At 66.1% G+C, this 25,627-nt stretch carries 21 protein-coding genes and 1 tRNA gene; 7 read left to right on the top strand and 15 right to left on the bottom strand.

The annotated features are described in order from the left end of the window. The 3 genes from B1400_RS01555 to rpoZ all read right to left on the bottom strand — a co-directional run. A partial coding sequence (locus tag B1400_RS01555; RefSeq protein WP_095612717.1) for a class I SAM-dependent methyltransferase occupies positions 1-1,274 on the bottom strand: 1,274 nt, incomplete at its 3' end. 193 nt (positions 1,275-1,467) lie between these two features. Then, positions 1,468-2,700 (bottom strand): methionine adenosyltransferase, encoded by a 1,233-nt coding sequence (gene metK, locus B1400_RS01550; protein WP_095612716.1) that lies wholly within the window; start codon positions 2,698-2,700, stop codon positions 1,468-1,470. 174 nt (positions 2,701-2,874) lie between these two features. Further along, positions 2,875-3,159, bottom strand: coding sequence for a DNA-directed RNA polymerase subunit omega (gene rpoZ / locus B1400_RS01545; RefSeq protein ID WP_095612715.1), 285 nt, complete (start codon positions 3,157-3,159; stop codon positions 2,875-2,877). A gap of 205 nt (positions 3,160-3,364) precedes the next feature. Between rpoZ and ilvD the strand changes: the two genes are divergently transcribed. After that, on the top strand, positions 3,365-5,224 hold the full coding sequence (ilvD, locus tag B1400_RS01540) for a dihydroxy-acid dehydratase (RefSeq protein WP_095612714.1): 1,860 nt from the start codon (positions 3,365-3,367) through the stop codon (positions 5,222-5,224). Positions 5,225-5,321: 97 nt separating this feature from the next. On the opposite strand, the gene gmk is transcribed toward ilvD, so the two are convergent. The 6 genes from gmk to efp form a co-directional block, all read right to left on the bottom strand. After that, positions 5,322-5,930 carry a guanylate kinase gene (gene gmk, locus B1400_RS01535; RefSeq protein ID WP_235607257.1) on the bottom strand — a complete coding sequence of 203 codons (609 nt, stop codon included), beginning with the start codon at positions 5,928-5,930 and terminating at the stop codon, positions 5,322-5,324. A gap of 120 nt (positions 5,931-6,050) precedes the next feature. Further along, complete coding sequence (gene pyrF, locus B1400_RS01530) at positions 6,051-6,956, bottom strand: orotidine-5'-phosphate decarboxylase (RefSeq protein WP_095612712.1); 906 nt, start codon at positions 6,954-6,956, stop codon at positions 6,051-6,053. A gap of 32 nt (positions 6,957-6,988) precedes the next feature. Further along, positions 6,989-10,381: a carbamoyl-phosphate synthase large subunit gene (carB, locus tag B1400_RS01525; protein ID WP_095612711.1), complete on the bottom strand. Its 3,393-nt coding sequence runs from the start codon at positions 10,379-10,381 to the stop codon at positions 6,989-6,991. Further along, positions 10,368-11,603: a glutamine-hydrolyzing carbamoyl-phosphate synthase small subunit gene (gene carA / locus B1400_RS01520; RefSeq protein ID WP_235607253.1), complete on the bottom strand. Its 1,236-nt coding sequence runs from the start codon at positions 11,601-11,603 to the stop codon at positions 10,368-10,370. Before carA ends, carB begins: the two co-directional genes overlap by 14 nt. A gap of 81 nt (positions 11,604-11,684) precedes the next feature. Further along, positions 11,685-12,122, bottom strand: coding sequence for a transcription antitermination factor NusB (gene nusB, locus B1400_RS01515; RefSeq protein ID WP_095612709.1), 438 nt, complete (start codon positions 12,120-12,122; stop codon positions 11,685-11,687). Between the two features lie 35 nt (positions 12,123-12,157). Next, complete coding sequence (gene efp / locus B1400_RS01510; RefSeq protein ID WP_095612708.1) at positions 12,158-12,721, bottom strand: elongation factor P; 564 nt, start codon at positions 12,719-12,721, stop codon at positions 12,158-12,160. Between the two features lie 176 nt (positions 12,722-12,897). Between efp and B1400_RS01505 the strand changes: the two genes are divergently transcribed. Both B1400_RS01505 and B1400_RS01500 read left to right on the top strand, forming a co-directional pair. Beyond that, positions 12,898-13,449, top strand: a complete 552-nt coding sequence (locus tag B1400_RS01505) for a hypothetical protein (protein ID WP_095612707.1) — start codon at positions 12,898-12,900, stop codon at positions 13,447-13,449. Between the two features lie 227 nt (positions 13,450-13,676). Next, on the top strand, positions 13,677-14,366 hold the full coding sequence (locus B1400_RS01500) for a Pr6Pr family membrane protein (protein ID WP_095612706.1): 690 nt from the start codon (positions 13,677-13,679) through the stop codon (positions 14,364-14,366). 158 nt (positions 14,367-14,524) lie between these two features. Here B1400_RS01500 and tuf read toward each other — a convergent pair whose 3' ends face one another. From tuf to B1400_RS01475, 5 genes are all read right to left on the bottom strand, one after another. Beyond that, complete coding sequence (gene tuf / locus B1400_RS01495) at positions 14,525-15,724, bottom strand: elongation factor Tu (protein WP_095612705.1); 1,200 nt, start codon at positions 15,722-15,724, stop codon at positions 14,525-14,527. Between the two features lie 166 nt (positions 15,725-15,890). Further along, a complete protein-coding gene (gene fusA, locus B1400_RS01490) occupies positions 15,891-18,020 on the bottom strand; it encodes an elongation factor G (protein ID WP_095612704.1) in 2,130 nt (709 codons plus the stop codon). 33 nt (positions 18,021-18,053) lie between these two features. Continuing rightward, a complete protein-coding gene (gene rpsG, locus B1400_RS01485; protein ID WP_003813834.1) occupies positions 18,054-18,524 on the bottom strand; it encodes a 30S ribosomal protein S7 in 471 nt (156 codons plus the stop codon). Positions 18,525-18,529: 5 nt separating this feature from the next. After that, positions 18,530-18,901 carry a 30S ribosomal protein S12 gene (rpsL, locus tag B1400_RS01480; protein WP_006294990.1) on the bottom strand — a complete coding sequence of 124 codons (372 nt, stop codon included), beginning with the start codon at positions 18,899-18,901 and terminating at the stop codon, positions 18,530-18,532. Positions 18,902-19,325: 424 nt separating this feature from the next. Next, positions 19,326-19,401, bottom strand: a tRNA-His gene (locus B1400_RS01475). Between the two features lie 683 nt (positions 19,402-20,084). Between B1400_RS01475 and B1400_RS01470 the strand changes: the two genes are divergently transcribed. Both B1400_RS01470 and B1400_RS01465 read left to right on the top strand, forming a co-directional pair. Then, positions 20,085-20,990 (top strand): hypothetical protein, encoded by a 906-nt coding sequence (locus B1400_RS01470; protein WP_133064580.1) that lies wholly within the window; start codon positions 20,085-20,087, stop codon positions 20,988-20,990. 48 nt (positions 20,991-21,038) lie between these two features. Next, positions 21,039-22,064 carry a threonine aldolase family protein gene (locus tag B1400_RS01465; protein WP_095612702.1) on the top strand — a complete coding sequence of 342 codons (1,026 nt, stop codon included), beginning with the start codon at positions 21,039-21,041 and terminating at the stop codon, positions 22,062-22,064. Between the two features lie 66 nt (positions 22,065-22,130). Here the strand turns inward: B1400_RS01465 and B1400_RS01460 are convergent, their stop codons facing one another. After that, entirely contained in the window at positions 22,131-23,354 is a 1,224-nt protein-coding gene (locus B1400_RS01460) for a glycosyltransferase (RefSeq protein ID WP_106408289.1), read from the bottom strand. A gap of 96 nt (positions 23,355-23,450) precedes the next feature. On the opposite strand from B1400_RS01460, the gene purT reads away from it, so the two are divergent. Together purT and purC are read left to right on the top strand one after the other, a co-directional pair. Further along, positions 23,451-24,698, top strand: a complete 1,248-nt coding sequence (purT, locus tag B1400_RS01455) for a formate-dependent phosphoribosylglycinamide formyltransferase (RefSeq protein WP_095612701.1) — start codon at positions 23,451-23,453, stop codon at positions 24,696-24,698. Positions 24,699-24,836: 138 nt separating this feature from the next. Further along, positions 24,837-25,589 carry a phosphoribosylaminoimidazolesuccinocarboxamide synthase gene (gene purC, locus B1400_RS01450; protein ID WP_095612700.1) on the top strand — a complete coding sequence of 251 codons (753 nt, stop codon included), beginning with the start codon at positions 24,837-24,839 and terminating at the stop codon, positions 25,587-25,589. Positions 25,590-25,627: the final 38 nt, after the last annotated feature.

Below are 25,627 nucleotides of genomic sequence, written 5' to 3'. Positions count from 1 at the left end.
GGCCACCACGGGCGCAGCGGGTAGGTGTCGGTGCCGTCGTCCTGCGGCTTGACGGCGAGGAACTGGTGCACCTGGATGTTGTTCATCTCGAAGTTGTAGGCGCAGCCGGCCATGTACAGGCCCCACAGACGGGCCTTCGGCGCGCCGACGAGCCGGACCGCCTCGTCCCAGTGCGCGACGAGGTTCTCGTTCCAGCGGTGCAGCGTGAGCGCGTAATGCTGGCGCAGGTTCTCCTGGTTGACGACCTCGAATCCGGTGTCCTGGATGACCATCTCGATCTCGGCCGGGCTCGACAACTCGCCGTCCGGGAAGATATAGCGGTCGATGAACTCGCCCGCCTTCTTGCCCTGATGCGAGTTGCAGCGGGTGATCTGGTGGTTGAGCAGCATCGCGCCCGGCTTGAGCTTGTCGTAGATCTCCTGGAAGTACGCCGGGTAGTGCTTGTGGCCGACGTGCTCCATCATGCCGATCGAGCAGATCGCGTCGAAGTCCCCTTCGGGCACGTCGCGGTAGTCCATGAGCCGCACCTCGGCGAGGTCGTCGAGACCTTCCTGACGGATCCAGCGCTGCGCCCATTCGACCTGCTCCTCGGAGAGCGTGACGCCGAGCACATGGATGCCGCGCCTGGCCGCCTCGATCTCCATCGACCCCCAGCCGCAGCCGATGTCGAGCAGACGGTCGCCGGGCCTGAGCGCGAGCTTGTCGAGGATGAGGTCGAGCTTGGCCTGCTGGGCCGCCTCGAGCGACGTGTCCGGCGAATCGAAGACGGCGCAGGTGTAGGTCATCGACGGGCCGAGGAACAGCGCATAGAAGTCGTTCGACTGATCGTAGTGGTAGCTGACGGTCGCCGCGTCACCGGCCTTCGAATGCGGCAGCAGCCCTTCGGTCAGGCGCCGAAGCCTGCCGGGCCCCTCGATCTCCGGCGCGGCGGGGCGCCGGATGCCGTGGGATGCGATCGAGGCGAGCGCGTGCGCGAACTGCGCCGGGTTCGGCGCGCGCAGATACGGCTTGACGGCCACGAGGTCGCCGAAGAGGCGGTACGGATCGCCGGGCACGAGCTGCGGCGATCCGATGTCGCCCTGCAGATAGGCGCGCACCAGGCCGAGTTCGCCGGGGGCGTTGACGAGGTGGTAGACGGCCCGCGAATTGTTCACGGTGAGCGTGACCGGCGCGTCCGGGTCACCGAAGCTCGAGCCGTCGAAAGCGGTCACATGGATCGGGGCGTCCGGTTTGACGAAGAGTTCCACCATCTGCGCCACGGTCATCGATGCCATTGTTCGTTCCTCCTCCTTGCGCGTCCGGCCGCGCCCTGTCGCGGTGCCGGTTTGGAAGGACAGTCTACCCATGCGGCGTTGCGTGGGCGTTCAGCTGCCGGTAAAAACCGGCGGTGTGGACGTGCGCGCGAATGACGGGGCGCCATCCGGTCGGATGGCGCCCCGTCATTCGGATTCGGCGTCCGCGCCGGGCTCAGCGCGCGTCATGTTCGGCGGCGATCGCGTCCCTGAGCGCGTCGACGCGGTTCGTCGCCTCCCATGGGAAGTCGGCGTCCTCGCGTCCGAAGTGGCCGTAGGCGGCGGTCTTCGCGTAGATCGGGCGCAACAGGTCGAGCTCGTCGACGATCGCGGCCGGGCGCAGGTCGAAGACGCGGCGCACGGCGCGCTGGATCTGCTCGCGCGTCACACCGTCGGCCTCGGTGCCGTAGGTCTCGACGTTGATGCTCACCGGATCGGCGACGCCGATCGCGTACGCGACCTGCACCTCGACCTTGTGCGCCAGCCCCGCGGCCACGATGTTCTTCGCGACCCAGCGCGCCGCGTACGCGGCGGAACGGTCGACCTTGCTCGGGTCCTTGCCGGAGAACGCGCCGCCGCCGTGGTGCGCTGCGCCGCCGTAGGTGTCGACGATGATCTTGCGGCCGGTCAGTCCGGCGTCGGCGGCCGGGCCGCCCATGATGAACGAGCCGGTCGGGTTGACGAGCACGCGGTAGTCGTCGTGGCGCACGCGGTCGCCGAGGACCTCGTCGAGCACCGGCCTGATGACGTGCTCGTCGAGCTGCTCTCTGAGCCAGTCCTGACGCACCGACGGATCGTGCTGCGTCGAGACGAGGACGGTGTCGAGGCGCACCGGCACATCGTGCTCGTCGTATTCGATCGTCACCTGCGTCTTGCCGTCGGGACGCAGCGACGGCACCTCGCCGGACTTGCGCACGTCGGTCAGGCGCCTGGCGAGACGGTGCGCCAGATGGATCGGCAGCGGCATGAGCACGTCGGTCTCGTCGCTCGCGTAGCCGAACATGACGCCCTGGTCGCCGGCTCCCTGCGCCTCGTAGCGCTCCTCGCGCGACGCGGCACCTTCGGCCTCGCGGCCCAGCCGCGAGACGCCCTGATTGATCTCGGGGCTCTGCTCGGTGATCGAGACGAGGACGCCGCACGAGTCGGCGTCGAGTCCCACCTCGGAGCTCGTGTAGCCGATGTCGCGCACGACGGAGCGCACGATGTTCTGGATGTCGCTGTAGCCTTCGCTCGAGACCTCGCCGAAGACGAAGAACTGCCCGGTCGTGGCCGAGGTCTCGACGGCGACGTGCGAATGGGGGTCCTGACGCAGCATGTCGTCTAGGATCGCGTCGGAGATCTGGTCGCAGATCTTGTCCGGATGCCCTTCGGTCACCGATTCCGCGGAAATCAACTTGAGTTCGGCCATAAAACTCCCCTGATGCTGGTGGTGTGCGATGCTGCGGGCGCATGGGTTGGAACGTCCGCGACACATCATAGTCGCTGCGTCGCATATTAGACGACCTCCGGTTCCCTGCGACGCGCATTACGCGGCGTGGGAAACCGGAGGTCGTGGCCCGAGGCGGAGCAGGCCGCCGGTCGGTCAGTTGCCCTCGCTGAGGTCGTCCTCGCCGAGGGTCTCCTCGAGCAGGCCCTCGTTGATCTCGCGGAAGGCGATCGACAGCGGCTTCTCCTGGCTCTGGTACTCGACGAGCGGGCCGACGTTCTGCAGCAGTCCCTCGTTGAGCTGCGTGAAGTAGGAATTGATCTGACGGGCGCGCTTCGCGGCGAAGATCGCCAGCGCGTACTTGGAGTCCGCGTGCTCCATCAGGTCGTCGATCGGCGGATTCGCAAGTCCGGTTGGTGTAGGCTCGGTACCGAATGCCATAGTTGAGGTCTCCAAATCACTCGCACGATGCTTGTTCAGCTTGTTCAAAACAGTCATTCTATCTCAGGGCGCAGACCCATTCAGGCGCCGCCGCGCATGCCGTACGGGCGCCGGAACCGTCCGCTTGTCAAGGTTCGGCGAAGATTTCCCACGATATGACCATTTATCGGCATGGCGCGCGGCCGGTGCTGTTGAATGGCGTGTTATGGAAATGCGATCTGCGAAAATCATGAACGGAAGAATGTTCGCCGGCGCCCGTGCGCTCTACCGCGCCGCCGGTGTGGATGGCAAGGACTTCGGCAAGCCGATCGTCGCCATCGCGAACTCCTTCGACGAGTTCGTCCCCGGGCACGTGCACCTCAACAAGGTCGGTCGCCTCGTCTCCGAAGCCGTCAAGAAGGCCGGCGGCATCCCGCGCGAATTCAACACGATGGCCGTCGATGACGGCATCGCGATGGGCCACACCGGCATGCTCTACTCGCTGCCGAGCCGCGAGATCATCGCCGACACCGTCGAATACCAGGTCAACGCGCACTGCGCCGACGCGCTCATCTGCATCTCGAACTGCGACAAGATCACGCCGGGCATGCTGATGGCCGCGCTGCGCCTGAACATCCCGACCGTCTTCGTCTCCGGAGGTCCGATGGAATCGGGCACCACCGTGCTGCCCGACGGCACCGTCAAGGAGAACACCGACCTCATCGACGTCATGTACGCGTCGGCCGACGACGCGATGACCGACGAGGACCTGCTCGCCTTCGAACGCACCGTCTGCCCGACCTGCGGCTCATGCGCCGGCATGTTCACGGCGAACTCGATGAACTGCCTGACCGAGGCGATCGGCCTGGCCCTGCCGGGCAACGGCACCGTCCTCGCGTCCCACGGCTACCGCAAGCAGCTCTTCGAACGCGCCGCGCAGACGGTCGTCGACATCGCGAACCGCTACTACCACGAGGACGACGAGTCCGTGCTGCCACGTTCGATTGCGACGAAACACGCCTTCGAGAACGCGATGACGATGGACGTGGCGATGGGCGGTTCGACGAACACCGTGCTGCACATCCTCGCGATGGCGCAGTCGGCCGACGTCGACTTCACGCTCAACGACATCGAACGCATCTCGCACACCGTCCAGTGCATCTGCAAGGCCTCCCCCTCCGGCGAATGGGAGATCTCCGACGTGCACCGCGCCGGCGGCATCACCGGCATCCTCGGCGAGCTCGACCGCGCCGGCAAGCTGCACCGCGACGTGCATTCGATCGACTATCCGTCGCTCGAGGCGAAGCTCGACGACTGGGACGTCATGCGCGAGACCTGCACCGACTACGCGAAGGACTTCTTCAGCGCCGCTCCGGGCCACATCGTCTCCCCCGAGCCGTGGACGCATGAGACGAAGTTCGACTCGCTCGACACCGACCGCGTCAACGGCGCGATCCACGACGTCGAGCACCCGGCCGTCACCGAGGGCGGCCTCGCCGTGCTGCGCGGCAACCTCGCCCCCGACGGCTGCGTCGTCAAGACCGCCGGCGTACCCAAGGAGATCTGGACCTTCCGTGGCCCGGCGCTCGTCGTCGAATCGCAGGAGCAGGCCGTCGAGGTCATCCTCAATGACACGCTCAAGCCCGGTCAGGCGCTCATCATCCGCTACGAGGGCCCCAAGGGCGGCCCGGGCATGCAGGAGATGCTCTACCCGACCTCCTTCGTCAAGGGCAAGGGCATCGGCAAGCAGGTCGCGCTGATCACCGACGGCCGCTATTCGGGCGGCTCCTCGGGCCTGTCGATCGGCCATGTCGCCCCGGAGGCCGCCAGCGGCGGCACGATCGCGCTCGTCGAGGACGGCGACATCATCTCCATCGACATCCCGAACCGCAGGATCGACGTCGAGCTGTCCGACGAGGAGCTCGCAGAACGCCGTGCGAAGCTCGAGGCCGGCGACGGCTACGTCGCGCACCGCGACCGTCAGGTCAGCCAGGCGCTCAAGGCCTTCGCCGCGTTCGCGCGCTCCGCGGACAAGGGCGCGACGCGCGACCCGGAGCTCATCGACCGCCTCTCCGGTCTGGCCTGACCGCGGGCGCCGATCACGGCATGGGAAAGCCCCGCCGGACCGGAAGGTCGGCGGGGCTTTCCCATGCCTCCGTGCGCCGCAGGCGGCCTGCGGCCAACTACTCGGCGATGCCGTATTCGTCGGCGATGATCCTCCACAGTTCGTCGGCGGTGCGTTCGACGTCGCGGTTGACGATCGTCACGTCGAACTCCGGTTCGGCCGCCAGTTCGACCTTCGCCGTCTCGAGCCGCTTCGCCTGCTGCTCGGGCGTCTCGGTGCCGCGTCCGGCGAGGCGGCGTTTAAGTTCCTCGAAGCTCGGCGGGGCGATGAACACGGTGACGATCTCGAGCCCGAGCTCCTTGGCGCGTTCCCTGACACGGCGCGCGCCCTGCAGATCGATCTCGAGCAGCGTCGGCGTGTTCGCGGCGAGATGCTCGCGCACCGGCTCGAGCGGCGTGCCGTAGTGCGCCATGCCATGCACGACGGCCGTCTCGAGGAACTCGCCGGCGGCCTCCTTGGCGACGAATTCGCCGTCGCCCATGAACCAGTAGTCGACGCCGTCGCGTTCGCCGGGGCGCGGCGCGCGCGTCGTCGCCGACACCGACACCCACACGTCGGGGTGTTTGGCGAGCATCGCCGCCTCGACGGTGCCCTTGCCGACCGCCGTCGGGCCGGTGAGCACGACGAGCCTGCCGCCCTTGCCGTCCGGCGCCGCCGCTCCGACGATGCCCTCTGCCTGCTGCTGTTGCGAATGTCCCACGTTCCGCTTCCCGTATGTCATGCGACGGCGACGCCGCCGCGTCCGTTGGTCTGATGATGCATGCCGCGCCGATGCGCCCGACGTCCCTCAGTCGAGCGTCTCCTCCATCAGCGCGAGGCGCACGTCGAGCGCGATGCTTTCGGTGGCCTGGATCAGCGACTGGATGTTCGGGCCGTGTTCGGCGATCGCGCGGGAGACGGTGACGAGGACGTTGCCGTGGGTGCCGCGGAACACGGTCTTGAGGTCGCGCGCCTCGGCGCCCTGCCAGCCGTAGCCGGGCGAGAGGATCGGACCGGTGAAGCTCGACGGCGCCACGCCGCTCTCCTGCAGCCACTGGCCGATCGTCGCGCCGATGATCAGGCCGACCGAGCCGAGCCCGGGCGTGTCCATATTGTATTTCTGCGCGGTGTTGGCGATGCCGTAGGCGACGGTCTTGCCTTTGTATTCACCGGTCTGGCGGATCGCCGTCTGCAGGCTCGCGCCTTCCGGGTTCGACGTGAGCGACGCGATGAACACGCCGCGTCCGTTGTTGAGCGCGTCCTCGATGACGCCGCCGAGCGAGCGCGCGCCGTAGTACGGCAGCAGCGTGATCGCGTCGGCGAGCATCGGCGCGTTCGGCTTGAAGTAGGCGTCGGCGATCGCCGAGATCGTCGTAGACAGGCCGCCGTGCAGGCAGTCGACGATCGTGATGATGTCCATCTGCCGCGCGGCGAAGAGGACGCGTTCGAGCGCCGCGTAACCGCGTGAACCGTAGCGCTCGAACATCGAGGTTTGGAATTTGACGGCGGCCGCGCGTCCGTTGGCCGCCTGCAGCATGCGCATCGCGTAGAGCTCGGCGCCCTGCGCGTCGATGTCGTATCCCCAGTCCGCGAGGAGCCTGCGATGCGGGTCGATGCCCACGCACAGCGGGCCGTACTGCTTCATCGAATTGCTCAGCCGCAACCCGAAATCGGACCGCAGCGCGAACTGCTCCTGCGTGCTGGGGTCGGTCATGATGCTGCTCCTCCCCTTGGTGTGAAGGTCGGTTATCCGTTGTCTTTCGCCTGGCGTTCGAGGGCGAACAGCTCACGGGCATGCTCCTGGATGCTCATGACCTGGTAGTCGTTCGCCTTGACCGCCTCTATCGCCAATAATACCGCAGAGAACTCCGTCATCGTTGTGAACTGCGGCACATCGGCGGCGATCGCCGCGGCGCGGATCGAGTATCCATCCGAACGCGAACCACGCGAGTTCGGCGTATTGAGGATGAGGTCGATCCTGCCTTCCTCGATGAGCTCGACGACGTTCTTGCCGATGCTGCCGGCCGCCTTCCTCACCTCGACCGGCGCCTCCGGGTCGGAGTCGACGCGCGCCGTGATCTTGTCGACGATCTTCGAGTCGATGCCGTAGCGGCGCAGCACCGAGGCGGTGCCTTCGGTCGCGCAGATCGTGAAGCCGAGTTCGACGAGGCGCACCGCGAACAGCGGCAGCTGGCGCTTGTCGGTGTCGTTGACCGAGATGAAGACGGTGCCGGACGTCGGCAGGCCGCCCTCGTACGCCGACAGCTGGCTCTTCGCGAAGGCGTGCGGGAAGTCGCGGTCGAAGCCCATGACCTCGCCGGTCGAACGCATCTCGGGTCCGAGCAGGATGTCGACGGTCTTGCCGACAGGCGTGCGGAAGCGCTTGAACGGCAGCACCGACTCCTTGACCGCCACCTGCTGGCCGATGCGCACGTCGCCGCCGTCGCCGTGCGGCAGCAGCAGGCCGTTGTCGCGCTGCTGCTGGATCGTCTCGCCGACCATGATGCGCGCCGCGGCCTTCGCGAGCGCGACGCCGGTCGCCTTCGACGCGAAGGGCACGGTGCGCGAGGCGCGCGGGTTCGCCTCGATGACGTAGAGTGTGTTCGCCATGAACGCGTACTGCACGTTGATCAGGCCCTGCACGCCGCAACCCTTGGCGATCGCGAGCGTCGCCTCGCGCAGACGGCGGATCTGGTCGTCGCTCAACGTGCTCGGGGGCAACGTGCACGCCGCGTCGCCGGAGTGGACGCCCGCCTCCTCGATATGCTCCATGATGCCGCCGATGTAGAGCTCGTGGCCGTCGAACAGCGCGTCGACGTCGATCTCGATCGCGTCCTGCAGGAACTTGTCGATAAGCAGCGGCGACGGCAGGCGCCCGGAGACGACGGTGTCGGCCTTCGCCTGGTCGAGCGCGCGGTTGACGTACTTCTCGAGCTGCGCGTCGTCGTAGACGATCTCCATGCCGCGTCCGCCGAGCACGTAGCTCGGGCGCACGAGCACCGGGTAGCCGATCGAGTGCGCGGCATCGAGCGCCTCCTCGAGACTGAGCGCGGTGCCGAAGCGCGGGGCGTTGAGCCTCTCGGCGCGCAGCACGTCGCCGAAGAGCTCGCGGTTCTCGGCCAGGTCGATCGATTCGGGGCTCGTGCCGAGGATCGGCACGCCGGCGGCCTTGAGGCGCGCGGCGAGCGACAGCGGCGTCTGGCCGCCGAGCTGCACGATGACGCCCTTGATCGGGCCCATCTTCTTCTCGGCCTCGTAGATCTCGAGGACGTCCTCGAAGGTCAGCGGCTCGAAGTAGAGGCGGTCGGACATGTCGTAGTCGGTCGAGACGGTCTCCGGGTTGCAGTTGACCATGATCGTGTCATAGTCCTTGCCGAGCTCCTGCACCGCGTGCACGCAGGTGTAGTCGAACTCGATGCCCTGGCCGATGCGGTTGGGGCCCGAGCCGAGGATGATGACGGCCTCGCGGTCGCGCTTGCGCAGCTCGGTCTCGTCGGCGTAGCACGAGTAGTAGTACGGCGTGGCCGCGTCGAACTCGGCGGCGCAGGTGTCGACTGTCTTGTAGACCGGGTGCAGCCCGTAGTTCCAGCGCAGCTCGCGGATCGTGTTCTCGCCGGCGTCGCCCAAGCCGCGCAGATGCGCGATCTGCAGGTCGGACAGGCCCGCGAGCTTCGCTTTCTTGAGCAGGCGCGGCGAAAGCGTCTCGGCGTCTCGCACCTGCATCGCCATGTCGTTGATGAGGGTGAACTGGCGGATGAACCACGGGTCGATCTTCGTCGCCTCGAAGATCTGCTCCTCGGTGGCGCCGCCCCAGATCGCGCGCATGAGCTGCAGGTAGCGGTGCTCGGTCGGCGTCTTCATCGCCTGCAGCAGTTCGGCGACCTCGCCGGCGGACGGCTTGTCGCCGTCCCACGAGAAGCCCATGTCGCGCTTGTCGATCGAACGCATCGCCTTGCCGAGCGACTCGGTGAAGTTGCCGGCGAGCGCCATCGCCTCGCCGACCGACTTCATCGACGTCGTCAGCGTAGGATCGGCGCCCGGGAACTTCTCGAACGCGAAGCGCGGCACCTTCGTGACGACGTAGTCGATCGTCGGCTCGAAGCTCGCCGGCGTCGACTTCGTGATGTCGTTCTGGATCTCGTCGAGCGTGTAGCCGAGCGCGAGCTTCGTCGCGATCTTCGCGATCGGGAAGCCGGTGGCCTTCGACGCGAGCGCCGAGGACCGCGAAACGCGCGGGTTCATCTCGATGACGATGATGCGGCCCGTCTCGGGGTGGATCGCGAACTGGATGTTGCAGCCGCCGGTGTCGACGCCGACGCCGCGGATGATCGCGATGCCGATGTCGCGCAGCTTCTGGTACTCGCGGTCGGTGAGCGTGAACACCGGGGCGACGGTGATCGAGTCGCCGGTGTGCACGCCGACCGGGTCGACGTTCTCGATCGGGCAGACGACCACGACGTTGTCGTTGCGGTCGCGCATGAGCTCGAGCTCGTATTCCTTCCAGCCCTCGATGCCCTCCTCGATGAGCACCTCGTCGGTCGGCGAATAGTGGATGCCGGCGCCGGCGATGCGGTGCAGCTCCTCGGTGTCGTGCGCGATGCCCGAACCGAGGCCGCCCATCGTGAACGACGGGCGCACGACGAGCGGGAAGCCGAAGCGCTCGGCGATCGCGTCGACCTCCTCGAGCGTGTGCGCGATGTCGGAGCGCGCCGACTCGGCCCCCGCCTCCTCGACGACCTTCTTGAACGATTCGCGGTCCTCGCCGCGGTCGATCGCCTCGAGCGAGGCGCCGATGAGCTCGACGCCGTACTTCTCGAGCACGCCGGCCTCGCCGAGCGCGACGGCCGCGTTGAGCGCCGTCTGGCCGCCGAGCGTCGGCAGCAGCGCGTCGGGGCGCTCCTTGGCGATGATGCGTTCGAGGATCGGCGTGGCGATCGGCTCGATGTAGGTGGCGTCGGCCATCTCCGGGTCGGTCATGATCGTGGCCGGGTTGGAGTTGACGAGGATGACGCGGATGCCTTCCTCACGCAGGACGCGGCAGGCCTGGGTCCCCGAATAGTCGAACTCGGCGGCCTGACCGATGACGATCGGGCCGGAGCCGATGACCATCACCGACTTGATGTCGTTACGCTTGGGCATTCGTGGATTCCTCCTTGGCATTCTTGGCGTTGGCGTCGTTCATCATCGCGACGAAGCGGTCGAACAGATAGGCGGCGTCGTGCGGGCCGGCGGCGGCCTCGGGATGGTACTGGACGGAGAAGGCGGGGATGTCGACGCACTGCAGGCCCTCGACGACGTCGTCGTTGAGGTCGACGTGGCTGACGAAGACCTTGCCGTAGCGGCCGTCGTCGTACGGGGCGTCGACGGTCTCGCCGATCGGGGCGTCGACGGCGAAGCCGTGGTTGTGCGCGGTCACCTCGACCTTGCCGGTCGTCAGGTCCTTGACCGGCTGGTTGACGCCGCGGTGGCCGAACTTGAGCTTGTAGGTGCCGAAGCCGAGCGCGCGGCCGAGCAGCTGGTTGCCGAAGCAGATGCCGAAGAACGGGTAGCCGGCGTCGAGCACGCGGCGCAGCAGCGCGACCATGTCGCCGGCCTGCTCCGGGTCGCCCGGGCCGTTGGAGAAGAAGACGCCGTCGGGGCCGAGCGCCTCGATCTGCTCGAAGGTCGTCGTCGAGGGCAGCACATGCACGCGGCAGCCGCGTTCGGCCATGCGGCGCGGCGTCATCGCCTTGATGCCCAGATCGATCGCGGCGACGGTCGCGACGGGCTCACGCCCCTCGAACGCGCCGGCCGGTTCGATGACGTAGGCGTCGCCGGTGCTCACCTCGTCGTACAGGCTCATGCCCTTCATCTGCGGCGTGGCGCGCACGTCGTCGAGCAGCGACTCGATCGTGCGCGGCTCGCCGTCGTCGGCGGCGAGCGCGTCGCCGGAGAAGATGCCGGCGCGCATGACGCCCGCGTCGCGCAGATGGCGCACGAGCCTGCGGGTGTCGATGTGGCTGATGCCGACGATGCCGTCGGCGGCGAGCGCGTCGTCGAGCGTGCCGTCGGCGCGCCAGTTGCTCACCGTCGGGCTCGGGTCACGCACGACGTAGCCGGCGACCCAGATGCGCGAGGACTCCGGATCCTCGGCGTTGACGCCGGTGTCCCCGATGTGCGGGAACGTCTGCACGACGATCTGGCGGTCGTAGCTTGGATCGGTGAGCGTCTCCTGATAGCCGGTCATCGCGGTGGAGAAGACGATCTCCCCGCGCGTCTCGCCGCGCGCGCCGTAAGGTTCACCCACATAGACCTGCCCGTCCTCGAGCACGAGGACGGCGTCGTCGGCGGTGAAAGCGGATGCCGAGTCGATCTGGTTCACCCAAACCCCCATTCATCAAGGTTGTCTGAAAACGATGGATAGCGGCCGGTTGAGACTCGCGACCCGGCCAAACGCGTCGGCTTATTCGGCCTGGTCAGATCGTCCGTCCCCTCCGTCGGGATGCCCGGCGGCGCTTATCGCGCTGAGCAAGCCGTGGATGAAGGACGGCGCGTCGTCGTCGCACAAGGTCTTGGCGAGGTTGATCGCTTCGTCGATGGCCACTTTGTCGGGGACCTCGTCGTTGTAGACGATCTCCCATGTCGCAATACGAAGGATATTACGGTCGACGACGTGCATGCGGCGCACCTTCCAGCTGGTGGAATGGTCGTTGAGCATGCGGTCGATGTCGCGTCGATGGTCGGCGACGCCGCGCACGATCTCGACGGCGTAGTCGGGAAGCGGCGTCTGCGCGCCCGGTTCGGCGATGCGCTCATCAAGAAGGGACAGGATGTCCTGTCCCTTCTCGTCCGCTTCATACAACGTGTTCAGAGCCCTCTTGCGAGCGGTGGAACGTGCCATGGAGCTGATGGTCCTTTACTCGTGTCCGGTCCGGATCAGTTCTCGCGGCCCAGATAGGAGCCGTCCTCGGTGCTGACCTTGACCTTCTCGCCTTCGCCGATGAACAGCGGCACCTGGATCTCGGCGCCGGTCTCGACCGTGGCCGGCTTCGTGCCGGCGTTCGAACGGTTGCCCTGCAGGCCCGGCTCGGTGTGGGTGACGGTCAGGACGACGGATGCCGGCAGTTCGACGGACAGCGGCTGGCCGTCGTGGAAGGAGACGATGCAGTCGGTGCCCTCGAGCAGATACTTCGCCTTGTCGCCGACGAGCGCCTTCGGGATCATGATCTGGTCGTAGGAGGTCATGTCCATGAAGACGAAGTTGTCGCCGTCGTCGTAGGAGTACTGCAGCGTGCGGTTGTCGACGGTCTCGAACTCCATCTTCATGCCCGCGTTGAACGTCTTGTCGACGATCTTGCCCGACAGGACGTTCTTGATCGTCGTGCGCACGAAGGCGGGGCCCTTGCCCGGCTTGACGTGCTGGAACTTGATGACCTGCCACAGCTGGCCGTCCAGGTTGAGGATGGATCCGTTCTTGATGTCGTTGGTAGTCTGTGCCAAATTACTCACCTATTCATTCGACGTATCGTGCAGCTATACAAAGAGCCTTGCATATTATGCCAGTACCTCTATACAGTCCGCCGCGGGCACGGTTACGCCATCGACCGCAACGGCGGCGAGGCGCATCCGGGACGCGCTATACCTGTGAACAGACCCTATACGTCAAGGAGGCATCCATGATCGATCCACTCGTCAACGACGCGCTGCTCGACGGCCGCTCCGTCATCATCGTCGGCGCCGCGCCGCTCGTCGACAAGGTGACGACGTTCCAGTCCCTCGTCGACGCCGTCGCCGATATGCGCAAGCTCGCCGTCATCGACGAAAAACACGTCCTGCCGACCGTGCCGCCGTCCGCGGACGTCATCGACGCCGATTTCAAGGGCGTCGACATGATCCACCGCGAGATCCGCGAGCACGGCGACACGGCGGTCGCGGTGCCGAACATGCGCCGCGGCGACATCGTTCGTCTGCTGATGGACTTCGCCGGCCAGGAGGACGGCCAGGTCCTCCTCGTCAACGACGCGCGCTCGGACGCCGAGGACACGCTGCGCGACGACCTGCCGATGATCCTGCTCAAGTCGTCGCCGTCGGGCCACACCGAGTTCTCCGATGCGGCGATCAAGGCGATGAACCCGGTCGTCGTCTCCCTCGACGTCAACGGCAACGTCGAGTCGCTCAAGGTCGTCGACCTGCACAAGGAGGGCCTGCACACGGTCACGTTCCACTGATCCGCATGGCGGCCACGACGGCCGTCCGCGCTTCCCACGAGGGATGCGCGGACGGCCGTTTTTGTGCTTCCCCACAAATTCGCACCGCACGCTTGGCGCGAGTCGCACAACGCGCGTGCACGCCGACGGCCGTAGATTGGACCGGTCGTGTCCGTGCATCCTCCGTGCACGGACGCCCCATCATCCCTCAGCGCCTATCGGGCGCCCATCCAAGGAGCATCCCACCCATGGTACGCAGCAGAACCGCGCAGCTCATCTTCCAGACCTTCTACGTCGCGCTCGGCGCCGTCGGCGTCCTCGGCAGCCTCGGGCTGTACGACGCCGAATTCGACCCCGACTTCTTCGTCTACTTCACGAACCTGTCGAACTACCTGTGCATCGGCGTCATGCTGTGCGAGCTCGTCCGGACGGCGCGACGCCGCGCCGACGGCCCGGTCACCTTCGCCCCGGGGCTCAAATTCGTCAGCGTCATCGCGATCCTGCTCACGTTCTTCGTCTTCAACCTGCTGCTCGCCGGGCAGCCCGACCGCGACCCCGCGCAGAACTTCCAGGTGACGAGCCTGCTCTTCCATGTCGCGCTGCCGCTGATGTTCGCCTTCGACTGGCTGCTGTGCTACGAGCACCGCCGCGTGCGCTGGACCTATCCCTTCGCCGCGACGATCTTCCCGCTGTGCTATGTCGCCTTCGTCTACGTCCGCGCATGGCTGTGCCATTTCGATCCCGCCACGCCGCTGCTCTACCCCTACTTCTTCCTCGACGCCGCGCAGCTCGGCGTCGGCGGCGTCCTGCGCTGGATCGGCGTCCTGCTCGTCGCGTTCATCGCCTTCGGCTATCTGATGGTCGGACTCGACCATGTGCTGCCGGCCGATGCCCACTCCCCGGACCCGACGCGCGGAGTCACGGCCGAACTCGACTGACGCGCCGGATTTCCCCGTCCGGACGCCGGTGCGAATCTCCACAGCATCCGCACATCGTGCTCCCGGATATCGAGATACGAGGAAAGCCCCCACCCGATATTCGGGTGGGGGCTTTCCGATCAGTCGCGTACTACCGCGTCAGATCATCGCTGATCGAATCAGGCGAGGATCTTGGTGACACGGCCCGAGCCGACGGTGTGGCCGCCTTCGCGCACTGCGAAGGTGAGGCCCTCTTCCATGGCGATCGGCTGGATGAGCTCGACCGTGAAGGTCGCGTGATCGCCAGGCTGAACCATCTCGACGCCTTCCGGCAGCGTGATGACGCCGGTGACGTCCGTCGTGCGGAAGTAGAACTGCGGACGGTAGTTCGAGAAGAACGGCGAGTGGCGGCCGCCCTCATCCTTGGTGAGGACGTAGACTTCGCCTTCGAACTTGGTGTGCGGGGTGACCGAACCCGGGGCGGCCACGACCTGGCCACGCTCGACGTCGGTGCGGTTGATGCCGCGCAGCAGCAGACCGGTGTTGTCGCCGGCCTCGCACTCGTCCATCTGCTTGTGGAAGGTCTCGATGGAGGTGACGGTGGTGGTCTGGGTCGGGCGGATGCCGACGATCTCGACGTTGGTGTTGATCGGCAGGCGGCCACGCTCGACACGGCCGGTGACGACGGTGCCACGACCGGAGATCGTGAAGACGTCCTCGATCGGCATCAGGAACGGCTTGTCGAGGTCATGGACCGGGGTCGGGATGTAGTCGTCGACGTCATCCATGAGCTCCTTGACGGTCTCGACCCACTTCTCGTGATCCGGGGCGTCGTCATGCAGCGCGCCGTAAGCGGAGGTATGGACGACCGGGCAGTCGCGATCGAAGCCGTTCTCGTCGAGGAGGTCACGGACCTCTTCCTCGACGAGTTCGATGAGCTCTTCGTCATCGACCATATCGCACTTGTTCAGCGCGACGAGGATCTTCGGAACGCCGACCTGACGGGCGAGCAGGACGTGCTCGCGGGTCTGGGCCATCGGGCCGTCGGTGGCGGCCACAACGAGGATCGCGCCATCCATCTGGGCGGCGCCGGTGATCATGTTCTTGACGAAGTCGGCGTGGCCCGGGCAATCGACGTGAGCGTAGTGACGCTTCTCGGTCTGGTACTCGATGTGGGCGATGTTGATGGTGATACCACGCTGCTGCTCTTCCGGAGCGGCGTCGATCTGGTTGAAGTCGTACTCCGGGTTCAGATCCGGGAACTCATCGTGCAGGACCTTGGAGATCGCTGCGGTGAGGGTCGTCTTGCCGTGATCGACGTGGCCGATCGTACCGATGTTAACGTGCGGCTTAGTACGCTCGTACTTTTCCTTTGCCATGTGTTTGTCCTCCTGGACGTTCTCGTAGTAAGCCTTGATCGCTCAAGGCACTTGCTACAGTTTACTGGGTTTCTGGGTTGTCGCCACTTGTAGAGCCCGAACCCAGTCAGCGCTACAGAATATTAGCGCTGACTGGAGACAGGTTCAAGCCAAATGGCAGCGCGTGTCACTCGCCGCGCTGGGCCTTGATGATCTCGTCCGCGACGGCCTTCGGGACCTCCGCATAGGAATCCATCTGCATCGTGAACATCGCGCGGCCCTGGGTCTTGGAACGCAGGTCGCCGATGTAGCCGAACATCTCGGACAGCGGGACCTTCGCGTCGATGACCTTGACGCCGGTGGCGTCGTTCATCGACTGGATGGCGCCACGGCGGGAGTTGAGGTCGCCCATGACGTCGCCCATGTACTCCTCCGGGGTACGGACCTCGACGGCCATGATCGGCTCGAGGATGACCGGCTTGGCCTTCGGGGCGGCTTCCTTGAAGCACATCGAGCCAGCGATCTTGAACGCCATTTCCGAGGAATCGACGTCGTGGACCTGGCCGTCGACGATCGTCGCCTTGACGCCGACGACCGGGAAGCCGGCGAGGATGCCGGACTCCATGGCCTCCTGCACGCCTGCATCGATCGAGGGGATGAACTCCTTCGTGATGTGGCCGCCGGTGACCTCGTTCGCGAACTCGTAGACCTCGCCGTTCTCGGTGTCGAGCGGCTCGAAGTTCATGAGCACCTTCGCGAACTGGCCGGAACCACCGGTCTGCTTCTTGTGCGTGTACTCCTGGCCGATGACGGCCTTGCGGATCGTCTCACGGTAGGCGACCTGCGGCTTGCCGACGTTGCACTCGACCTTGAACTCGCGGCGCATACGGTCGACGATGATGTCGAGCTGGAGCTCGCCCATGCCGGAGATGAGGGTCTGGCCGGACTCCTCGTCGGTCTTGACCTGGAAGGTCGGATCCTCGTCGGAGAGCTTCGCGAGGGCGAGGCTCATCTTCTCCTGGTCGGCCTTCGTCTTCGGCTCGACGGCCACCTCGATGACCGGGTCCGGGAAAGTCATGGACTCGAGCGAGATCGGGTGCTTCTCATCGCACAGCGTGTCGCCGGTCGTGACGTTCTTCAGACCGACGAAGGTGTAGATGTTGCCCGCCTCGGCCGCGTCGACCGGGTTCTCCTTGTCGGCGTGCATCTGGAAGATCTTGCCGACGCGTTCCTTCTTGCCCTTCGTCGAATCGAGCACGTTGTCGCCCGGCTTGACGGAGCCGGAGTAGACGCGCACGAAGACGAGCTTGCCGTAGAACGGGTGCGTCGAGATCTTGAAGACGAGCGCCGAGAACGGGTCGTCGAGCGTCGGCTTGCGGTCGATCTCGATGGACTCGTCGGACGGGTCGAAGCCGACGATGGACGGGACGTCCTCCGGGCTCGGCAGGTAGTCGACGACGGCGTCCAGCATCGGCTGCACGCCCTTGTCCTTGAACGCGGAACCGCACAGGACCGGGTAGGCCTGACGCGAGATCGTGAGCGTGCGGATGCCCTTGCGGATCTCCTCCTCGCTCAGCTCGCCGGTCTCGAGGTACTTCTCGATGAGCTCCTCGTCGGACTCCGCGACCTGGTCGAGGAGTTCGGCGCGGTACTGCTCGGCGCGCTCCTTGAGGTCGTCCGGGATGTCCACGGTGTCGTAGTGCGCACCCATGTCGTCCTTGACGTCGTTCCAGACGTAGGCCTTCATGCGGATCAGGTCGACGACGCCGACGAAGTCGTTCTCAGCGCCGATCGGCAGCTGGACGACGAGCGGGGTCGCGCCGAGCTTCTCCTTGATGGTGTCCACCGAGTAGTAGAAGTCGGCACCGAGCTTGTCCATCTTGTTGATGAAGCAGATGCGCGGGACGCCGTACTTGTCGGCCTGGCGCCACACGGTCTCGGACTGCGGCTCGACGCCCTCCTTGCCGTCGAAGACGGCGACGGCGCCATCGAGGACGCGCAGCGAACGCTCCACCTCGGCGGTGAAGTCGACGTGGCCCGGCGTATCGATGATGTTGATCTGGAACTTCTCGCCCGTGTCATGGGTCTGGCGGTTCCAGAAGCACGTCGTCGCGGCGGACTGGATGGTGATGCCGCGCTCCTGCTCCTGGGCCATGAAGTCCATCGTCGAAGCGCCGTCGTGGGTTTCGCCGATCTTGTAGTTCTTACCGGTGTAGTACAGAATACGCTCGGTAGTGGTGGTCTTACCGGCATCGATGTGCGCCATGATGCCGATGTTACGAACCTGGTTGAGGTTGGTAAGCACGTCCAGTGCCATGAATGTTCCTTAACTCTTCGTTTCTGTGGCTAATTACCAGCGGTAATGAGCGAAGGCCTTGTTGGCTTCCGCCATCTTGTGCGTGTCCTCGCGACGCTTCACGGAAGCGCCCAGGCCGTTGGAGGCGTCGAGGATCTCGTTGGCGAGACGCTCAGCCATCGTCTTCTCGCGACGGGCGCGGGAGAAGTCGGTCAGCCAGCGCAGCGACAGCGTGTTCGCGCGGGCCGGCTTGACCTCGACCGGGACCTGGTAGGTCGCGCCGCCGACGCGGCGGGAGCGCACCTCGAGCGACGGACGGATGTTGTCCAGCGCGCGCTTGAGCACAGCGACCGGCTCCTGGTCGGTCTTCTCCTTGACCATGTCGAGCGCCGAGTAGACGATGTCCTCGGCGATCGACTTCTTGCCGTCGAGCAGGATCTTGTTGATGAGCTGCGCCACGACGGTCGAGCCGTAGATCGGGTCCGGCAGCAGCTGGTGTTTCTTGGCGGGTCCTTTACGTGACATATCTCTTACTTCGCCTTCTTTGCTCCGTACAGGGAACGGCCCTGCTTACGATCCTTGACACCCTGGGTATCGAGCGCGCCGCGCACGATGTGGTAGCGCACGCCCGGCAGATCCTTGACGCGGCCGCCGCGCACGAGCACGATCGAGTGCTCCTGCAGGTTGTGGCCCTCGCCCGGGATGTAGGCGGTGACTTCGACGCCCGAGCTCAGGCGCACACGGGCGACCTTACGCAGAGCCGAGTTCGGCTTCTTCGGCGTCGTCGTGTACACGCGGGTGCACACGCCGCGGCGCAGCGGGCTTCCCTTGAGCGCCAGCGTCTTGGACTTCTTCGGCTTTGCCTTACGTCCCTTACGGACAAGCTGTTCAATAGTAGGCAACTTGAATTCTCCGATTCAGTGGTTTCTGTTCTTCCTAGTGAAGCCGACTGATCGCAGCCTCACTCTCCCCCGATGCACTGAACGAAGAAAAGACAGCCACTGTTCACCGGCCCGATGACCCTTCGTTCTCTCACCGATCGCATTGCTGCGCGTGATGCGGACGAACTCGGGGATATCCCAGCACACGCTCCTGTCACATAAGGTGCGCGGCTGGCACACACAATCAATAAATATATCACGAAGGGGCGACAAGAATCAATTGTGAAGACGCCGTCGGTGTGTCTTCACAATCGCCGCCGAAACCGTCGACGAAACGGGGCGCGCACACGCCTGTCTGCGGGACGGGAGGTCGACCCCGCCGACGGAGCGGGAGGTGAGGCGACGAGCGGCAAACGAAAGACCCTCCGCGGGGGAGGGTCTTCGGTGGGGTGGCTAACGCGGCTCGAACGCGCGACCTTCTGAACCACAATCAGATGCTCTACCAACTGAGCTATAGCCACCATCGCAACGGTTCCGTGAAGAACCGGGCAACAGATGAACACTATACACCTTCCCTGCCCGACCCGCCGTCACGGCGTGTCGCACCCGCTCCCCGGCCTGTCGCGAACCAATCAGGAGTAGACTGGAAGCATAATTCAACAGGGTCAAACATGAAGCGCATGTGGCGCTAAGCTCCTTTCCAACATGATGGTTTCCTGATGCGAATGCGGTATGGATGACCGATATGGGTGAGAGCATATGGTGCTCATGGTGAAGCGACCTGCACGACGTGCATCGGAGGCGCCCCCGCCCGACGACCACGCCACCGGTCAGCGACGGCCGATTCCACAGGGCGTTGCCGTGCAGAGGACCTGCACTCAGGAGAACGCCCACCCCGAGGAATCGCCCGCGGGGATTCGACGGAAAAGCAGGCACAAGGCGGTGCCCATCCCCGGATCCGGATGTCCGGAGGACAGTCAGGTCGCATGATGAGGATGGAAACAGAACAAAACAGACGAGGCGGCCCCCGAAGGTACCTAGACACTTCGGGGGCCGCCCCTTTTTTCGCCGCCGGCCCATATCCGGCGCCGATGCGCGGCGGCGTTCGGCGTCCTGATGCGGACATGACGCCGAACGCGCCGTCCGACCGCCGCTTCATCCCCGCCGGCCGCCGGGATGCGGCCCCGTCGTCTACGCTGGAACCATGATGACGTTTTCCCTCCCCGTGGTTGCGGCGGCCGCCGCAACCACGACACCCGCCGCGGCCACCGCGACCGATTTCGTCGCCCGCCGCCAGTTCGCCCCGTGCTACATCTGGCTCGACATCGCGTTCCTCGCCCTCTACGCCGGACTGCTGCTGTGGCGCCGACGGCGCATGACCGTGCTCGTCGGCATTGCCGCCGGGCTCCTGTATTTCGCCGTCGACTTCGGAGTCTTCCATCTGGCCCTGCACACACGATCGATCTCGCCGAACGCGTCGCTGTTCTGGGTGCTGCTGTGGATGTCGATGAGCTACGGATTCACGAACTTCACCTGGATCTGGCTGTATCTGCGCCATGACGAACGGCTCGTCGAATGGTCGACGCTGATCTTCGGCTGGTGGTTCTGCGCCCCGCTCATCGCACAGACGCTCACGTCCCGTTTCCTACCCGGCCAGGCCGCCCATCCGATCGTCATCCAGCGCACGACCGGCGCCTACCACGGATGGATGGCGATCATCCTGTTCGTCGGCTATGCGGCCGTCATCGTCCACAACCTGGCCTTCGCCGCACGCCCCGCGCTGCGCGTCGACATCCGTTGGCTGCTCGTGTGCGGCATCGGCATCCAATTCGCGTGGGAGCTCGCGCTGCTGCTCGGCGGCATCCGCAGCGCCGGACTGAGCCCGCTGCAGTCGCTCAAGCCGCTCGTCATCGACTCGCTGCTCGAGACGAACCTCGGCATGCCGTACATCTACCTGATCTTCCTCGCCGTCTCCGCGCGCCGCCATGAGGATCTGGCCGCACGCACGCCCGGGCTGTCGCTCGCGCAGTCGCTCGAACGCTCCAATTGCAGCCCGCGGCGTCCGTTCACCGTCGCCGCAATCCGCGGCGCGCAGGCCACGACGGACTAGACTGTCCTACGACACGGACCACCCGCACCCAGACCCAAGGAGCCCATCATGCTGTCCTTCCAGAACGATTATTCCTCGACGGCCGCGCCGCAGATCCTGACGCGCATGCAGCAGATCCAGCAGGAGCAGCATCCCGGCTACGGCACCGACGACTACTGCAGGATCGCGGCCGACAAGATTACCAAGCTGTGCGACGACCCCGAGGCCCAGGTGTGGTTCCTCGTCGGCGGCACGCAGACGAACCAGACGGTGATCTCGGCGATCACGCCGCCGTACGGCGGCGTCGTGTGCGCGGACAGCGGCCACATCAACACGCACGAGGCCGGCGCGATCGAAGCCACCGGCCACAAGGTGCTCGCGCTGGCGAACGAGGACGGCAAGATCTCCGCCGCGCAGCTCGACGACTACTGCGAACGCTTCTACGCCGACGCCAACCACGAGCACATGGTCTTCCCCGGCGCCGTCTACATCTCCCAGCCGACCGAATACGGCACCGCCTACACGCTCGAGGAGCTCGAGGCGCTCTCGCAGGTCGCGCACGACCGCAAGCTTCCGCTGTTCATCGACGGCGCGCGCCTCGGCTACGCGCTGACGAGCGACGGCAACGACGCGAACCTCGACGACATCGCGCGCGTCGCCGACGTGTTCACGATCGGCGGCACGAAGGTCGGCGCGATGTTCGGCGAGGCCGTCGTGTTCACTCGCGGCAACACGCCGACGAACTTCACGACGCTCGTCAAGCAGCGCGGCGCGCTGCTCGCGAAGGGCTGGCTGCTGGGCCTGCAGTTCGACACGCTGTTCACCGACGACCTGTACTTCAAGCTGTCCGAACATGCGAACAAGGAGGCCGACAAGATCCGTCAGGCGCTGACGGACAAGGGCTACGACGTGGCCTTCGTCTCGCAGACGAACCAGATCTTCATCACCGTCTCCGACAAGAAGGCCGCCGAACTGGCCAAGCATGTGAAGCTCGGCTTCATGGAGGCGGTCGGCGCCGACCGCGTCATGCTGCGCATCTGCACGAGCTGGGCGACGACCGACGAACAGACGGCCGAGCTCATCTCCTATCTGTGACCGGTCCCCGATACGGCTGCGGCCGTCGGCGTCACCCGATGCCGACGGCCGCAGCCGTATGCGCCGTCAGCGCCCGTCGACGTCGCCGGCGGCGCGGGCGCCCGCACGATGCGCGGCGATGACCTCGCGTTCCATCCGCACGAAGCGCCTCACCGACTGCTCGACCGAATACGTCTCCTTCGTGTGCTCGGCGTAGGTGCTCCCCCACTCGTTGAGTTCGCGCGGATGGTCGATCCACCAGTCGATGCGGTCGGCGAGTTGTTCCGGATGCCCGACCGGATACGACGATTCCGGCGTGAGCGAGAACTGGCCGGCCGCGCTCAGCGGCGAGTTGGCGATAACCGGCACGAGGCCGCACGCCATGCCCTCGATGACGCTCACCGATTCGAGGTCGGCGATCGAGGGATGACACAGCAGATCGCATGAACGCAGCAGGTCCGGCATGTCGACGTTGCGGTGGAAGCCGATCGTCGCCGGGCGTTTGAGCAGCTTGCGCGCCTTGCGCATGACGCGCCGCCTGATCGGCCCGGTGCCGGCGATCGTCAGATGGATGTCGTCGGCGTGCGCGCTCATCGAGATCGCCTCGATGAGCTCCACATGGTTCTTCTCGTTGGCGAGCCTGCCGGAGGCGACGATGCGGAACGGCACGCCGGCGGGTTCGGCGCCCGGACGCTGCCGTTTCGCCGTGAACCGGGGCTGGTAGCCGTTCGAGATGACGTAAATCGGCTCGTCGTAATGATGCTCCTCGAGCAGGTGCGCGCCGAGCCTCGTCGGCACATGGATCGCGTCGACGTTGCGGTAGAGCCAATGGCGAAACAACCAGTACAGGAACGAGTTCATGCCGGGGATGTAACGCAGCGGCCCGGCCGAGTACATGACGTTCTCCGGCTGCACATGGAAGCCGGCGGTCACCGGAAGCCCGTGCTCGCGCGCGCACTCGAGCGCATGCCTGCCGAACTTGAACGGCTCGTAGATGTGCACGACGTCGACGCCGTCGAAGGCGCGGTCGAACAGCGCGCGGCTCGGCTGCGCGAACTGCATCTGCTGTTTCGCCGATATCCAGCTGACGAGCGGGATGTGGTTCTCCCTGGCCGGGTATTGCGGCGCGCCGATGCCGACGAGCCGCACCTCGTGCCCCTGCCGGCGCAGCTCCTGCGCCCACTGGGTCGCCGAGTTGGACGTGCCGTTGCCGCCGTTGCCGGATGTGTCGACGACGAGCGCGACCTTGAGCGGCCGTTCGTCGTGTTGCTGCTCCGCGTCGGCGGATGCCGTGTTCTGTTGTGCGCACATAGTCGCCCAGTCTAGCGGCGACGCCGCCGAAGCGGCGGTTCGCGCCCACGCGGCGCGACGGCGGTGCCGTGCACCGCCGGTGGCACAATGGGTGCCATGACGAAAATCGATTGTGCACTCGGCACCCCCAACGGCAAACATCCCACCCGCGCGCTCCTGCTCGGCTCCGGCGAGCTCGGCAAGGAGGTCGCGATCTCGCTGACGCGTCTCGGCGTGCGCGTCATCGCGGCCGATTCGTATGCGGACGCGCCGGCGCAGCAGGTCGCGCACGAGGCGCGCGTCGTCGACATGGCGAACGCCGACGCGTTACGCGCGCTCATCGCCGACGTGCGTCCGGACATCATCATCCCCGAGGTCGAGGCGATCGCGACGTCGGTGCTCGAGACGGCCGAGCACGACGGCGTGCGCGTCGTGCCGAGCGCGCGCATCGCGGCGACGTGCATGGACCGCGAGGCGCTGCGCACGCTCGCCGCCCAGGAGCTGGGACTGCCGACGACGCCGTTCCGCTTCGCCGGATCGCTCGACGAGCTCAAGGAAGCGGCCGGCGCGATCGGCTTCCCCTGCGTCGTCAAGCCGGTCATGAGCTCCTCCGGCCACGGCCAGTCGGTCGTGCGCGCGGCCGACGGGATCGAGGACGCGTGGACGGCGGCGCAGCAGGGGCGGCGCGCCCATGACGAAGGCGACGTCTCGCGCGTCATCGTCGAACGGCTCGTCGACCTCGACTACGAGCTGACGATGCTCACCGTCAGCTCGGTCGCCGGCGTCGTCGTGTGCGAGCCGATCGGCCAGCGTCAGCAGGACGGCGACTACCGCGATTCATGGCAGCCGGCGAATGTGGCCGCCGACGTCCTCGAGGAGTCGCGCCGCATCGCGCACGCCGTCGTAGAGGGGCTCGTCGCGCGCGCCGGCACCGACACGGCGTGGGGCGTCTTCGGCGTCGAGCTGTTCGTGCTCAAGGACGGCTCCGTGCTGTTCAACGAGGTCTCGCCGCGCCCGCACGACACCGGCATGGTCACGATGATCAGCCAGCGGCTGAGCGAATTCGACCTGCATGCGCGCGCGATGCTCGGCGTCCCGGTCAAGGACGGCCACGTCGCGCTCGACATCCCGAAGTACACGGCCGCGGCGAGCCACGCAATCGTCGTCGAGGGACACGGCGAGGCCGAGTTCCACGACCTCGACGAGGCCCTCGCACAACCGGGCGTCGACGTGCGCGTGTTCGCCAAGCCGAAGGTCGACGGCCACCGCCGCATGGGCGTCGCGCTCGCGCTCGGAGCGGACGTCGAGGAGGCGCGCGTGCGCGCCGTAGAGACCGCGCAGGCGCTGCAGATCAGCATCGTGTGAGCCGCGCCGCGCAGGCGCGCCCCGCACGCCGTTTGAAACGTGAGAAGAGGCGCGCCCATGTTGCCGCCGCTTGCTACGCTGAGGGCGTCAGTTCACAGCGTTCCATTCCCCTTATCCACGGAAGGCAGAAGCACCAACATGCAGAAGATGGACAAGCTCTATGAGGGCAAGGCCAAGAAACTGTACGCAACCGACGACCCGGACGTCCTCTGGGTCGAATACATGAACCAGGCGACCGCCGGCAACGGCGCGAAGAAGGCCCAGATCGAAGGCAAGGGCAGCCTCAACAACCGCATCACCTCGGTCCTCTTCGACCTGCTCAAGGCGCGCGGCGTGGACTCCCACTTCATCAAGCGCATCTCGGACACCGAGCAGCTCGTGCGCTCGATGGACATGTATCCGCTCGAGATCATCATGCGCAACACGGCGGCCGGTTCCTTCGCGAAGCGCTACGGCGTCGAGGAGGGCACGAAGCTCAACCGTCCGATCCTCGAATTCTGCTACAAGTCCGACGAACTCGGCGACCCCTTCATCAACGACGACGGCATCGTCGCACTCGGCCTGGCCTCCGACGGGGAGCTCGCCGAGATCTCGAAGCAGGCGCGCGCCGTCAACGACGCGTTGCTCGACATCTTCTCGAAGATCGACGTGCAGCTCGTCGACTTCAAGATCGAGGAGGGCAGGACCTCGGACGGCACGATCCTGCTCGCCGACGAGATCACGCCGGACACCTGCCGCCTGTGGGACCTGAAGGACGGCTCCGGACAGATCGAGCATCTCGACAAGGACCTGTTCCGCCGCGATCTGGGCAACATCATCCCCGCCTACGAGGAGATCTACGACCGCCTGACCGCGCTCGCCGAGCAGGAAGGCGTCGAGCGCGCCGAATGACGCCGACGGCCCGCATCCGGTGCGCATCCGGATGCGGG

The organism is Bifidobacterium italicum (genome assembly GCF_002286915.1).
GTDB lineage: Bacteria > Actinomycetota > Actinomycetes > Actinomycetales > Bifidobacteriaceae > Bifidobacterium > Bifidobacterium italicum.
The sequence above is the reverse complement of the archived record's forward strand: the minus strand, read 5'-3'. Positions and strand labels throughout refer to the sequence as shown.

Coding starts and splice junctions, on each gene's coding strand:
- ilvD (WP_095612714.1), top strand. CDS start 3,365: ATGGAAATGCGATCTGCGAAAATCATGAACGGAAGAATGTTCGCCGGC.
- B1400_RS01465 (WP_095612702.1), top strand. CDS start 21,039: ATGCTGTCCTTCCAGAACGATTATTCCTCGACGGCCGCGCCGCAGATC.
- rpsG (WP_003813834.1), bottom strand. CDS start 18,524: ATGTCACGTAAAGGACCCGCCAAGAAACACCAGCTGCTGCCGGACCCG.
- metK (WP_095612716.1), bottom strand. CDS start 2,700: ATGGCCGAACTCAAGTTGATTTCCGCGGAATCGGTGACCGAAGGGCAT.
- B1400_RS01470 (WP_133064580.1), top strand. CDS start 20,085: ATGATGACGTTTTCCCTCCCCGTGGTTGCGGCGGCCGCCGCAACCACG.
- pyrF (WP_095612712.1), bottom strand. CDS start 6,956: ATGACCGACCCCAGCACGCAGGAGCAGTTCGCGCTGCGGTCCGATTTC.
- tuf (WP_095612705.1), bottom strand. CDS start 15,724: ATGGCAAAGGAAAAGTACGAGCGTACTAAGCCGCACGTTAACATCGGT.
- carB (WP_095612711.1), bottom strand. CDS start 10,381: ATGCCCAAGCGTAACGACATCAAGTCGGTGATGGTCATCGGCTCCGGC.
- B1400_RS01500 (WP_095612706.1), top strand. CDS start 13,677: ATGGTACGCAGCAGAACCGCGCAGCTCATCTTCCAGACCTTCTACGTC.
- B1400_RS01505 (WP_095612707.1), top strand. CDS start 12,898: ATGATCGATCCACTCGTCAACGACGCGCTGCTCGACGGCCGCTCCGTC.
- purC (WP_095612700.1), top strand. CDS start 24,837: ATGCAGAAGATGGACAAGCTCTATGAGGGCAAGGCCAAGAAACTGTAC.
- B1400_RS01460 (WP_106408289.1), bottom strand. CDS start 23,354: ATGTGCGCACAACAGAACACGGCATCCGCCGACGCGGAGCAGCAACAC.
- nusB (WP_095612709.1), bottom strand. CDS start 12,122: ATGGCACGTTCCACCGCTCGCAAGAGGGCTCTGAACACGTTGTATGAA.
- fusA (WP_095612704.1), bottom strand. CDS start 18,020: ATGGCACTGGACGTGCTTACCAACCTCAACCAGGTTCGTAACATCGGC.
- rpoZ (WP_095612715.1), bottom strand. CDS start 3,159: ATGGCATTCGGTACCGAGCCTACACCAACCGGACTTGCGAATCCGCCG.
- purT (WP_095612701.1), top strand. CDS start 23,451: ATGACGAAAATCGATTGTGCACTCGGCACCCCCAACGGCAAACATCCC.